Raw genomic sequence first — 11159 nt, 5'->3', positions numbered from 1 at the left:
AGCACCCACAGGCGCCACCGGGCGCGGGACAGCGCCCGGTGGCCGGGATGGCGGACGCTGCGCCCCGGATGACGTGGGTCGACGGCGTGCAGCTGCGTTTGCGGCTAGAGTTCAAGGACGCGACGGTAGCTCAACGGACCGCGGCCATCACGCAGCCGCAGCCTCAGTTCCAGCCCGGTGGCCGGCAGCAGCACGCCCTGGCTGGGCAGCGTCGTCCAGCCGGCGCCCGGCTGCCAGGCGCGCACATCGAAGAACTGGACATCGTGCGCCACGGCCAGCCCGCGTGACTGCTCTGGTGGCGGCAACGGATAGCGATCCGATGACGGCCCGCTGGCCCGCCACAGGGTATTGCCCTGGCGCCACCAGCGCACCCGCTGCCAGCGCAGCCCGTCGTTGCCGACGCTGCGGGTGATCTCCAGCGCGAAACTGCCGTCGGCCTGCCGTTCGCTGACCAGCGCCGGCGGCAGCAGGCGCTGTGGCTGGTCAGCGGGGCGTACCGCACCATTCATCAGGGCATCGTCCGCGCGCATCTCGATGTCGCGCTGGAACTGCTGCAGCACCCGCAATGCGGCATTGGTTCCTGCATCGGCGTGGCGCAGTCGCTGGTCACTGCTGGACACGCTGTCCAGCGCACGCCAGCAGATCACGGCCAGCACGCCCATGAGGGTGATCGCGATCATCACTTCGATCAGGGTGAAGCCCTGCACGCGCCGTTTCACGGTGCAGCGGTCCATGGCAGCAGCATGCGTGCCAGCGACTGCGTTGGTGCATCCTCCGCCACCACGATGAGCTCCAGCAGCGGCTGCCCGTCGCTGCCGCTGCCCAGATGCTGCCGCACCAGGAAGCGGCTGCGACCCTGCACGCAGCGCTGCTGCACATCCGCGGGCGGTTGCGCGGCCAGCCGCAGTTCCTGCCAGCGGTCCTGTGCGCACAGCAGTGCCAGACGTCGGTCGCGCAGCCGCGACTGGTCATCGGTTGCCACTGCCACCGAGCGCATCACCGCCGCCAGCGCGACTGCCACGATGGCCAGTGCGATCAGTACCTCGATCAAGGTGAACCCCCGCCGCGGCCGCATCACTGCACGACCTGCAGCTGTCCACTGCCGTCGTCGCGAAGGCGCAGCTGTCGCCCCTGCAGCGACAGCGCCAGCTCCCACGGCACGCCGATCCATTCCGGACTCAGTTCGATGGCTGCCGCCGGCTGTACGGCGATGCCCGGGCTCTGCCACCGCTGGGGGCGCAGCAGGTCGTCGCGCTGCACGTCGGTCCAGCGGTCGCCCTCGCGTCGGCTGAAGCGGTAGCCCTCGGCATCCGCCTGCCAGCGGAGGCTGCGGCCATCGATGCGGGCCTCATCGCGTGCCACCTGCAGGCGTTGCGCCAATCGCTCGCCTTCCTGACGGAGCTGGCGCGCAGGATCCAGCAGTGTGCCCAGGCCCAGGCCGATGGCCGTTGTACAGATGCCGATGATGACCAGCACCACCATCAGTTCCAGCAGGGTGAAGCCGCGCGGGATGCGCCGCATCGACATCGCCTCCTGTGCTTGCCGATCGCGGACAGGGTAGCGGCGGATGATGAAACAAAAGCGTCAGCGGCGACTGCTAGCGTGGTGGCCGTCAATGTCGACGAAGGTGCGGAACATGGACGGCAGGCGCTGGGATCGCAATCACCTGCTGACACTGCTGGCGGCGACGCTGCTGTTGGCCGTGATGGCCTACTGGGGCATTGCCCTGTTCGCTGCAGGACCACCCGCGGCGGCCAGCGCGGTAAGGCCGTCGACACCGGCCCGGCCACCGTTCGACGCTGCGGCCAGCGCTCCGCTGGTGCGGCTGCTGTCACCGGGTGCGATCCACACCGAGGTAGTGGTACTGGGTGTGATGGCCAGCGCGCACGCACCGCTGGCACTGCTGTCGGTCGATGGTGGCGCTGTCGATGCCTATGTGCCGGGGCAGCGCCTGGGACCGTCCACGGTACTGGCCGGCATCGGCGCAGAGACCATCGAACTGCAGCAGGCGGGGCGGTCGCGCAGCCTGCCGGTGCCCGCGCTGCCGCCCGTTCCTGCCGACGGCATCGTGCCTGCCGCTGCGGGGCGGCACTGAGGCGCGATCAGCGAGAGGGGCGCTGCGGTGTCACCGAGCGGCCAAAGGCGTCGCCCATCCGTTGCCGGGTGCCTTCCAGGTTGTACTGCATGAGCTGGTTGCCGGGCTGCCGCATCAGCCGCTCCGACTCGGACAGGCGCGGTGATCGTGCACGCGGCGGTGCCGGTGCGAGCCTGCGCTGCAGACATTCCCAGGCCGGAATGCGCTCTCCGTTGACCTGCACGTCGATGCAGGGCGGTGTGTCCGCGCGCGTTGCGCGGTCATCGGCGTGCGCAATCGGCATCGCGATGGACGCGAGCAACGCCACGGCAGGCCAGCGCCATGCAGTCAGAATCATGTTCATCTCCTATCTCCCGCCACCCCATGTCGGCTGCTTCATGGACGGGTGGCGGGCGCAGTGTCCGCCTGCGCGCATTCCGCCGCCGTCAACAGATGACAGTGCTGTCACAAAACTGTTGGCGGCTTTGACGCGCCCTGCACGTCCTGTGGGTAGACCCACGCGCCGCTCCCTGGCCACTTCCTTCGATACGACGCGATGCCTTCAATGACGCCTGTTCCGTGCCGAGCTGTCCGACTCCCGCTGCGCCTGCGTCCGCGGGCACTCGCGCTGGCCGTGGCGTCCCTGCCATTGCCGCTGCTCGCGCAGGATGCCACGCCGGCGGCCAGGGTGAACATCAACGAGTACATCGTGCGCGGCAACACCGTACTTGATCCGCGTCTGATCGAGCGCGCCGTTGAGCCCTATCTCGGCCCGGGCAGGACGTTGGCCGACGTCGAGCAGGCGCGCGATGCAGTCAGCGCGCTGTACCAGCAGGCGGGATACCAGTCGGTGTACGTGGAACTGCCCGAGCAGCAGGTCAGTGCCGGCGTGGTGCTGCTGAAGGTGCAGCAGACGCCGATCGGCGAACTGCGCGTGGTCGGTGCGGCGCCTGCTGCGGCGGCGCGGATCCGCGCACGGGTACCGGCGCTGGCCGAGGGCCAGGTGCCGGATTTCGACCGGGCGCAGAAGGAACTGACCGCGCTCAACGAAGGCGGTCGCCGCCAGGTGATGCCGCTGGTCCGTGAGGGAAAGACGCCCGGCACGATGGACGTGGACCTGCAGGTGGAAGAAAAGTCGCCCTGGCGAGCGAGCGCCGCACTCAACAATGACCGCAGTGCCGACACCGAGAAACTGCGCCTGAGTGCCTCGCTGGCGCATGACAACCTGTGGGGACGCGGGCACAGCGCCAGTCTCGGCGTGTTCCTCGCTCCGCAAGATACCGATCAGGCCAAGGTGTTCTCGGCGTCGTACACGCTGCCGTTTGAAGGCAGCCCCTGGAGCCTGGAGGCATCGGGCTATACCTCCGACAGCCGCGTGCTCAATGCCGGCGGCCAGGGGGGCGCGGGAACCGGCACCAACGTGATCGGCAATGGTCATTCGATCGGCCTCAAGCTCAATTACCGCCTGCCCGGCAGCACTGCATGGTGGCGGCAGCTCAGCCTCGGCGTCGACTTCAAGGACACCGAGGAGGACACCTGGATGGGCAGCGACAACCTGAAGACTCCCCTGAAGTACGCACCGCTCACGCTGGCATTCGTGGGTGTGCGCCAGGGCGAACAGGACCAGCTGAGCATCAGCACGCAGCTGGTGGCCGGAACCCGCCGCCTGTTCGGCTATGGCAGCAATGGGTACGACTTCAGCCAGAAGCGGGCGTGGGCCGATCCCAGCTTCGTCGCACTCAAGGCCGATGTGTCGAATACGCATACCTTCGGCAGCGATTGGCAATGGTATGCACGCGGGGCCCTGCAGGTGACCGATGCGCCACTGGTCTCGGCCGAGCAGTTCGCCGCCGGTGGCATGTACACCGTGCGCGGCTACCTGTCGGCCGAGGCGATCGGTGACTACGGCGGTGTGGCGAACCTGGAATGGCGCACCCCGGCATGGCCGCTGTGGAGCGGCAGCCAGCTTCGCGTGTACAGCTTTGCCGACGCGGCCTACCTGCGCCTGCGGCGGCCGCTGCCTGAACAGCGCGACCAGTACAACCTGGCCTCGGTCGGGCTCGGCGCGCAGCTGCGCCTGGGAGATCACCTGCAGTTGCGCCTGGACTATGCGTGGCCCTATGCCGATGGGCCGGTGACCCGCAAGGACGACCCGCGGCTGCATTTCAACATCAGCACCAGTTACTGACCCTTCCCTTGAACATGCGTTCTCCGGAGACCCCTCGCATGGACCGTTTGCTTTCCCGGATGTTGCTGCTGCTGGCCGCGCTGATCGCGCTGCCCGCCGCTGCGGCCGATGCCAGCTGGTGGCAGGCCGAATGGAAATACCGCAAGCCGATCACGATCGACGCAGGCCCGCAGGGTGCCGGTCTGGCAGGCGACCCCGGTCGAACCCCGCTGCTGCTGCGCCTGCATACGGGCAACTTCGGTTTCGACGGCACCCAGGATGCCGGCAGCGATCTGCGTTTCGTGTCGGCGGACGGGCGCACCGTGCTGGCGCACCAGATCGAACAGTTCGACCCGGCGCTGGGGCTGGCCCTGGTGTGGGTGGATGTGCCGGCCGTCAGCGCCGCCGCACCTCAGACGATCTGGATGTACTACGGTAACGACAAGGCGCCGGCCAGTGGGAATGGACAGCAGGTATTCGATCCGGACTACACGCTGGTCTACCACTTCGCCGACGCCAATGCCCCGGCGCGTGACACCACGGCCTACGGCAACAACGCGGGCGCAGTGGTGCCGGCCGCCGAAGGCGCGGTGATCGGTCGCGGCGTGCAGTTCGCCGGCACTGCGCTGCCGCTGCCAGCCAGTGCTTCGCTGGCGCAGGAGGCCGGCGCGCCATTGACCGTGTCCGCGTGGATCAAGCCGGGCGCACAGAATGCCGCGCAGGCCATCTATGCCCGTCGCGATGGCAGCGCCGAACTGCTGCTGGGCATCGACAACCGGGTGCCGTTCGTGCAGCTCAATGGCCAGCGCAGCACGCCTGCGCAGCCGATTCCGGAGGGACAGTGGGCGCATCTGGCGCTGACGGCGGAGAAGGGGTCGCTGCAGCTGTATCTCAATGGCCACGTGGTGGCGCAGCTCAGCGGCGAACTTCCGGCCATGTCCACCGCAGCGGTGGTGGGTGCTGACGCGCCGGGTGCCGAGCAGCCGCTGGCCAGCTTCGACGGTGCGCTGGATGAACTGCGGATTTCTCGCGTTGCGCGTCCGGCGGCACTGCTGCTGGCCGATGCCACCGCGCAGGGCGCTGACTCACGCCTGATCAGCTATGGCGCCGATGAGCAGTCCACGGGCCAGAGTCACTTCGGCTTCATCCTGAAGGCGATGCCGTTCGACGCCTGGGTGGTGGTGGCCATCCTCGGCCTGATGATGCTGATGTCGTGGGCCATCATGATCGCCAAGAGCCGTCACTTCGGCCGCACCGGCAAGGCCAATGCGGTGTTCACTGATGCTTTCGGCAAGCTGGCCGGCGTGCCGCTGCGCACGCTCTCGGACATGGACCGGCAGGGCCAGGCACCGGCGGCCATGCGCGACGGTTCGCTGTGGCGCATCTATCAGGTGGCCATCGATGAGATGCAGCAACGCCACCAGCGCGACGGCAACGGCGGCTATCTGAGCGCGGCGACCATCGCGGCGATCCGCGCATCGATGGATGCGGTGATGGTGCGCGAGCAGGAGGCGATGTCGCGTCGCATGAACTGGCTGTCCACCACCATCGAAGGCGCGCCCTATGTGGGCCTGTTCGGTACGGTGATCGGCATCATGCTGGTGTTCGTGGTCGCGGCGATGGCCGGTGCGGTGGACATCAACTCGGTCGCGCCGGGCATGGCGGCGGCCTTGCTGTGTACGGCCGCCGGCCTCGGCGTCGCGATCCCGGCACTGTTCGGCTACAACTGGCTGGGCGCACGCGCCGAGGCCATCGGTGCCGACATGGCCGTGTTCATCGACGAATTCGCCGCCCGCCTGGCTGAAGAGCAGGACGGGCGCGGCCCGGCCCCGGTGCAGGGCTGAGGAGCGCGTCATGGCCCAGAAGGCGAAGTTCGGCATCAAGAAGCGCGAGAAGGGCATCAACGTGACGCCCTTCGTCGATGTGCTGCTGGTGGTGCTGGTGATCTTCATCCTCACCAGCAACGCCTCCATTCCCGGCATCGAGGTCAACCTGCCGAAGGCCAGCAACAGTGTGGCGCTGGAGAAGCCCAAGACCAAGGCGATCACCATCGATCCCAGCGGCCAGGTGTTCCTTGACGCCTACCCGGTGACGATGGCCGAGCTGGAGGACCGCCTGAGGACAGAGCGCGCGACCTCGCCGGACTTCCCGGTAATCGTGCGTGGCGACGCCCAGGTGCAGTACGCGCGCGTGGTCGAGGTGCTGGATCTGCTGCGGCGGCTGGAACTGGCCCAGGTTGGCCTGGTCACCGGCAAGGCACAGGGCTGAGGCATGACCGGCCCTCATTCCCCACGGCCGGAGCCCGGCATGCGTGACCGCCCGCTGCTGGTGACCGTCGCACTGGTGCTGGCGGTGCTGCTGGTAGTGGGCGCCGTGCTGTGGTGGCTGCTGTTCAAGGACACGGCCAGCACCCGCCGCCCCGTGGTGCAGCCGCCGATGCTGGCGTTGCCACCCCCGCCGCCACCCCCACCGCCGCCGCCTGAGAAGCCCCCCGAATCGGAGACCCCGCCGGAGGAGACCCTGCCCGAGCCCGAGCCGCTGGATCAGCCGACCCCGGCCGAGGAGCCGACGCCGACGCCGGACAACGCCGACCCGGTGACCATGAACGCCGACGCGCAGGCGGGCGGTGACAACTTCGGCATCCAGGCGGGCAGTGGCGGCGGCGCGTCCGGTACCGGTCGCGGTGGTGCCGGCAATGCCACCTATGGCCGCTATCTGGGTTACCTGATGCAGCAGGCGATTGCGCGCGATGCGCGGGTCAAGCGCCTGGCCTTCCAGTTGCAGGTGAACGTGTGGCTGGCGCCGGATGGGCGCCTGGAGAAAGTCGAGCTGGTGCGCGGCAGCGGCAATGAAGAGGCCGACGCCGCCGTGCTCGACGCGCTGCGCCAGATCGGCCGGGTGGACCAGCCGCCGCCACCTTCACTGGACTTCCCCGCGCGCGTGCTTGTGCAGGGCCGCAGGCCGGGGGCGTGAACCGTGATTTCCCCGATTTCCCTTCTTCCGATGAGAACCGTGATGAACAACCACGACCGCGCTCGAACCGACTCCCGCCCGTCGCGGCCGGCCCGACGGGCGCTGCTGTGCTGCGCTGTGCTGCTCAGCCTGGCGGCGCCGGCCGGTGCAATGGCTGCTGAGACCACCATGATCAAGCTGATCAAAGGCCTGATGGCCAGTGGCGCGCTCAAGCCCGAGGACGGCCAGGCGCTGCTGGTGCAGGCCGAAGCCGAGGCAGCAGCAGCCCAGCGCGGTGCTGCCGGTGCTGCATCGGCCAGCAGTGGAGGCATCGCGCTTGAGGCGGGCGATGTGCGTGTGCCCTATGTGCCGCAGAGTGTCCGTGATGGCATCCGCGACGAAGTGCGCCAGGACGTAATGGCGCAGGCGAAGGCGGAGGGCTGGGCGGCGCCGAATGAGGTCGCCGAATGGACACAGCGCATCAAGGTGACCGGGGACGTGCGTGTGCGCAGCGAGTCGCGCTTCTATGGCGATGACAACAGCGGCATCGTCAGCAACTGGGCCGCGGTCAATGCGGGCAGTGGATTCGACACCAACACCAATACCAACCTGCAGCTGCCGCCCTTGCTCAACACCCGACAGGACCGCCGTAACCTGTGGCGCATCCGCGCCCGCCTGGGGGTCGAGGCCATGATCGGCGATCACACCACCGCTGGCATCCGCCTGGCCAGCGGCAGCAGCAATGGCCCGGTGTCCACCACCGAGCAGCTGGGGGGCGGCCTGAGCAAGAAGGACGTGTGGCTCGACCAGGCATGGCTGGCCTACAGTCCGGCTGACTGGGTGACCGTGCGTGGTGGCCGTTTCGGCAATCCGTTCTGGAGCAGCGACACCCTGTTCTCCAACGATCTGAATTTCGATGGACTTGCCGCCAACCTGAAGTACGGGTTCGGCGACGGCGATCTGGACCTGTTCGGCACCCTTGCCGTGGCGCCGCTGGAGTACACCTCGGACAGCCTGCAGAGCCGCAGCGGAGAGAAGTCGCCGAACGAGAACAAATGGCTGTCCGGCGCGCAGGCTGGCGTGAACTGGCGCTTCAACGACGACAACGCACTGCGGGCCGCACTGGGCTACTACGACTTCAAGAACATCAGCGGTCGGCTGTCCTCGCCCTGTGCCCTGTACTCCGGCGCCGTCGGCTGCGACACCGACTGGTCGCGCCCGGCGTTCATGCAGAAGGGCAACACCCTGATGCTGATCCGCGACATCGCGCTCAATCCGATGGATCCGGCCGGCACGCCGACGCCGCAGTATGTCGGCCTGGCGTCCGCCTTCCGCCTGGCCACGCTGAACCTGCGTTGGGATACCCGGCTGGCGCAGGACATCGGACTGCGCCTGGAAGGCGACTTCATCCGCAACCTGGCGTACGACACGCAGGCGATGTTCCGCCGCGCCAACAACGGCATCGTCAACAATTTCGGTGCGGGTGACGCTCCCGGCATCGATACGTTCCGCAGCGGCGACACCGCGTGGATGCTGCAGGCAACGTTCGGCGCCACCGACCTGAAGGAGAAGGGGCAGTGGCAGGCACTGCTGGGCTACAAGCGGATCGAGGCCGATGCGCTGCCGGATGCCTACAACGATCCGAACTTCCATCTGGGTGGCACCAACGCGCGCGGCTATTACGTGGGTGGTGCCTATGCGTTGGACGCGCGCAGCTGGATCAGCGGCAAGTGGATGGCTGCCAAGGCGGTGTCGGGCCCGCCGCTGGCGATCGATGTGTTCCAGCTGGAGTTCAACACCGGCTTCTGAGCCGCCAGCGATGACGGGCCGGCACGAAACGTGGCGGGGGTGCAGCGATGCGCCCGTCTAGGGAAAGGAGACCACGCGTGGCAACAAGGAGGAGTGTGATGAGCCGTCGCAAGCTGTTCGAAAATCCCGGGACGTCCAGCCAGATGCTGGGCATCGGTCCGGCCTATGTCTCGGTGGAGGGCCTGCGCCAGCACCTGGCCGAGTTCCTGCTGTACGCCGGCCGCCCGGTGGTGATCATGCGCGGGCGCAGCGAGGTGGGCTATTTCCTGCCGTCCCGCTGCTGGCGCCAGCGTGACGACGATCCGCTGGCGGCCGCCGCGGCCAACCAGATGCTGGATGCCGCGGGTTTCCAGGCCGAGGACATCCAGCAGGTGGAGCGGGAGTTCAACGCGATGCGCCGGCGCACCGTGCTGCACCCGCGCCGTTAGCGCCTTCCGGGAGCGGCGTTCTGGCCGCGTTCGCTGGTGATGCGCGCCCCTTCGCGCATAACCAGGGTGACCGGGGTCTTCTCGACCACCTCCAGCAGGCGCTGCCACTGGGCATCGTCCAGCGCGGCGCTGGCATGCAGTATGCGGTGCACATGGAAACGACCATCAGGATCGCGCTCCGAACGCAGTTCGGCGTGGAACTCGCCCAGCTCCCAGCCCTTGCGCTGGGCGTACATGCGCAGGGTGATGGCGGTGCAGGCGGCCAGTGAGGCCAGGTACAGATCGAACGGGGCGAATCCCTTGCCCTGGCCGCCCAGCGAGGCCGGCTCGTCGGCGTTGACATCGAAGGTGCCGTTGCTGATGTGGTGCAGGTAGTTGTCAGCCATCGAGACAATGCGTGCGTAGGCCATGGGCTTCTCCTGTGCGGGGGATGTGGGGCCGGATCAGGCGCGGTGCCGCGCGGCCATCACCGGTGATGATCGGGTGGCAGGGCTATCGTGACAATGGGACTGACGATCCCGGGAGTGGCGGGTGCCGTGGTGCGGGCTGGGCGTGATGGGGTGCCGCGCCCTACAATCACGTCCCGGACCGTCGCCATCACGCCCATCATTCCCCGGTCCGGCCTGGCACCTATGTCTCCCAATGCCCTGGCGCTGGTCGAGCTGTTGATCCGCGAGCGCCGTGCGTTGTCACGCTTCATCGCGCGCTACCTGGACCCGGCCAGCACCGAGGACACCCTGCAGAACCTGTACCTGAAGGCCAGCAGCGTGCCCGGCGATCCGCCGATCCTTGAACCGCGCGGTTACCTGTACCGCATGGCGTACCATCACGCCCTCAACCGCAGCCAGGCCGACGCACGCGAACGGCGGGCGATGGCCGAGTACGCGTGCGAGGTCGGCGATGCCGTTGGTGGTGAGCAACAGGCGCTGGACCAGGCGCAGCTGCGCGAGATCACCCGGACCATCCTTGCGCTGCCGCCGCAGGTGCGGGAGTGTTTCGTGCTCAACCGCTACCTGGGCCTGAGCGAGCGTGAGATCGCCGCCCGTCTGGGCATTTCCAAGAGCCTGGTCGGCAAGCATGTGCTGCGCGCGGCAATGCTGATCCAGCAGCACCAGCAGGGCGCACGCCGATGACCCGCAATTACCGTGGGCAGAGGCCGCCCGCCCTTGTCACAACAGTCACGCGCACCAGTTCGTGGTGCGACAGGCTACGACCATGACCACGTCCGAACCCTCGCCGCGACAGGCCAGGCATGCGTTGCGCTGGGTGATCCGGTGCAGTGCAGGCCCGTTGCCGGACCGGCAGCAGCGGGCCCTGCAGCGATGGCTGCAGGCCGATCCGCGCCATGCCTTGGCCTGGCGCCGTCAGCAGGCATTCTGGGACGGCCTGGACGAGGCTGGGCCGGAGGTGCTGGCCGCACTGCCGGCACTGACCTCCGATCGCCAGGGCCTGCGCCCGATCGCCCCGCGCAGGCGCCTGTCCTGGTGGTGGGCCAGCGTGGCCGCGGTGGTGCTGGCGGTCCCAGCCCTCCCCGGGGTCGCATTGTGGGCGCGCAGCGATCTGCGTAGCGGCGATGCACCCCGTGTGGTGCAACTGGAGGATGGCAGCACGATCGTGCTGGATGCCCGCACCGCGCTGGCCGTCGCATTCGATGGGGATCAGCGGCAACTGCGGCTGCTGCGCGGCCAGGCGTGGTTCCGGGTCGCGCATGAAGCGCGGCCGTTCCGGG

At 68.3% G+C, this 11159-nt stretch carries 14 protein-coding genes; 9 read left to right on the top strand and 5 right to left on the bottom strand.

The window, feature by feature from the left end; all coding sequences use genetic code 11:
• Window positions 1-104: 104 nt before the first annotated feature.
• Genes QMZ25_RS09990 through gspH form a run of 3 tightly spaced genes read right to left on the bottom strand, consistent with a single transcriptional unit; the run spans window position 105 to window position 1521 of the window.
• Complete coding sequence (locus QMZ25_RS09990) at window positions 105-719, bottom strand: prepilin-type N-terminal cleavage/methylation domain-containing protein (protein ID WP_345782731.1); 615 nt, start codon at window positions 717-719, stop codon at window positions 105-107.
• Complete coding sequence (gene gspI / locus QMZ25_RS09985) at window positions 716-1078, bottom strand: type II secretion system minor pseudopilin GspI (protein WP_065176109.1); 363 nt, start codon at window positions 1076-1078, stop codon at window positions 716-718. The genes QMZ25_RS09990 and gspI overlap by 4 nt, the downstream gene beginning before the upstream one ends.
• On the bottom strand, window positions 1075-1521 hold the full coding sequence (gspH, locus tag QMZ25_RS09980) for a type II secretion system minor pseudopilin GspH (protein WP_053516372.1): 447 nt from the start codon (window positions 1519-1521) through the stop codon (window positions 1075-1077). The genes gspI and gspH overlap by 4 nt, the downstream gene beginning before the upstream one ends.
• A gap of 115 nt (window positions 1522-1636) precedes the next feature.
• Between gspH and QMZ25_RS09975 the strand changes: the two genes are divergently transcribed.
• The gene (locus QMZ25_RS09975) at window positions 1637-2095 is read left to right on the top strand and encodes a general secretion pathway protein (protein ID WP_053516310.1); all 459 of its coding nucleotides are present in this window, start codon (window positions 1637-1639) and stop codon (window positions 2093-2095) included.
• Window positions 2096-2102: 7 nt separating this feature from the next.
• On the opposite strand, the gene QMZ25_RS09970 is transcribed toward QMZ25_RS09975, so the two are convergent.
• Window positions 2103-2378: a hypothetical protein gene (locus tag QMZ25_RS09970; RefSeq protein ID WP_229765786.1), complete on the bottom strand. Its 276-nt coding sequence runs from the start codon at window positions 2376-2378 to the stop codon at window positions 2103-2105.
• Between the two features lie 261 nt (window positions 2379-2639).
• On the opposite strand from QMZ25_RS09970, the gene QMZ25_RS09965 reads away from it, so the two are divergent.
• The 6 genes from QMZ25_RS09965 (at window position 2640) to QMZ25_RS09940 (ending at window position 9430) form a co-directional block, all read left to right on the top strand.
• Window positions 2640-4262: a ShlB/FhaC/HecB family hemolysin secretion/activation protein gene (locus QMZ25_RS09965; RefSeq protein WP_111186880.1), complete on the top strand. Its 1623-nt coding sequence runs from the start codon at window positions 2640-2642 to the stop codon at window positions 4260-4262.
• A gap of 38 nt (window positions 4263-4300) precedes the next feature.
• Window positions 4301-6085, top strand: coding sequence for a MotA/TolQ/ExbB proton channel family protein (locus QMZ25_RS09960; protein ID WP_283219550.1), 1785 nt, complete (start codon window positions 4301-4303; stop codon window positions 6083-6085).
• Between the two features lie 10 nt (window positions 6086-6095).
• Window positions 6096-6509 (top strand): biopolymer transporter ExbD, encoded by a 414-nt coding sequence (locus tag QMZ25_RS09955; protein ID WP_053516303.1) that lies wholly within the window; start codon window positions 6096-6098, stop codon window positions 6507-6509.
• A 39-nt stretch (window positions 6510-6548) separates the two neighbouring features.
• Complete coding sequence (locus QMZ25_RS09950; RefSeq protein WP_283219549.1) at window positions 6549-7214, top strand: cell envelope integrity protein TolA; 666 nt, start codon at window positions 6549-6551, stop codon at window positions 7212-7214.
• Between the two features lie 42 nt (window positions 7215-7256).
• On the top strand, window positions 7257-9002 hold the full coding sequence (locus tag QMZ25_RS09945) for a putative porin (RefSeq protein WP_283219548.1): 1746 nt from the start codon (window positions 7257-7259) through the stop codon (window positions 9000-9002).
• Between the two features lie 98 nt (window positions 9003-9100).
• Window positions 9101-9430 carry a hypothetical protein gene (locus tag QMZ25_RS09940; RefSeq protein ID WP_065182343.1) on the top strand — a complete coding sequence of 110 codons (330 nt, stop codon included), beginning with the start codon at window positions 9101-9103 and terminating at the stop codon, window positions 9428-9430.
• Here QMZ25_RS09940 and QMZ25_RS09935 read toward each other — a convergent pair.
• Window positions 9427-9840, bottom strand: a complete 414-nt coding sequence (locus QMZ25_RS09935) for an OsmC family protein (protein WP_283219547.1) — start codon at window positions 9838-9840, stop codon at window positions 9427-9429. The genes QMZ25_RS09940 and QMZ25_RS09935 overlap by 4 nt on opposite strands.
• Window positions 9841-10062: 222 nt before the next feature.
• On the opposite strand from QMZ25_RS09935, the gene QMZ25_RS09930 reads away from it, so the two are divergent.
• Both QMZ25_RS09930 and QMZ25_RS09925 read left to right on the top strand, forming a co-directional pair.
• Entirely contained in the window at window positions 10063-10563 is a 501-nt protein-coding gene (locus tag QMZ25_RS09930) for a sigma-70 family RNA polymerase sigma factor (RefSeq protein ID WP_053516292.1), read from the top strand.
• A gap of 82 nt (window positions 10564-10645) precedes the next feature.
• The coding region (locus QMZ25_RS09925; protein WP_283219546.1) for a DUF4880 domain-containing protein at window positions 10646-11159 on the top strand (514 nt) is incomplete at its 3' end.

Origin of the sequence: Stenotrophomonas sp. RS-48 (assembly GCF_030053245.1) — a bacterium.
GTDB lineage: Bacteria > Pseudomonadota > Gammaproteobacteria > Xanthomonadales > Xanthomonadaceae > Stenotrophomonas > Stenotrophomonas maltophilia_P.
This window is presented reverse-complemented; position numbering and strand designations above follow the sequence as displayed.

Bases quoted from the DNA above. Each gene is read 5' to 3' on its own strand.
- gspH (WP_053516372.1), bottom strand. From the start codon at position 1,521: ATGCGGCGCATCCCGCGCGGCTTCACCCTGCTGGAACTGATGGTGGTG.
- QMZ25_RS09975 (WP_053516310.1), top strand. From the start codon at position 1,637: ATGGACGGCAGGCGCTGGGATCGCAATCACCTGCTGACACTGCTGGCG.
- QMZ25_RS09970 (WP_229765786.1), bottom strand. From the start codon at position 2,378: ATGCCGATTGCGCACGCCGATGACCGCGCAACGCGCGCGGACACACCG.
- QMZ25_RS09965 (WP_111186880.1), top strand. From the start codon at position 2,640: ATGACGCCTGTTCCGTGCCGAGCTGTCCGACTCCCGCTGCGCCTGCGT.
- QMZ25_RS09960 (WP_283219550.1), top strand. From the start codon at position 4,301: ATGGACCGTTTGCTTTCCCGGATGTTGCTGCTGCTGGCCGCGCTGATC.
- QMZ25_RS09955 (WP_053516303.1), top strand. From the start codon at position 6,096: ATGGCCCAGAAGGCGAAGTTCGGCATCAAGAAGCGCGAGAAGGGCATC.
- QMZ25_RS09950 (WP_283219549.1), top strand. From the start codon at position 6,549: ATGCGTGACCGCCCGCTGCTGGTGACCGTCGCACTGGTGCTGGCGGTG.
- QMZ25_RS09945 (WP_283219548.1), top strand. From the start codon at position 7,257: ATGAACAACCACGACCGCGCTCGAACCGACTCCCGCCCGTCGCGGCCG.
- QMZ25_RS09940 (WP_065182343.1), top strand. From the start codon at position 9,101: ATGAGCCGTCGCAAGCTGTTCGAAAATCCCGGGACGTCCAGCCAGATG.
- QMZ25_RS09935 (WP_283219547.1), bottom strand. From the start codon at position 9,840: ATGGCCTACGCACGCATTGTCTCGATGGCTGACAACTACCTGCACCAC.
- QMZ25_RS09930 (WP_053516292.1), top strand. From the start codon at position 10,063: ATGTCTCCCAATGCCCTGGCGCTGGTCGAGCTGTTGATCCGCGAGCGC.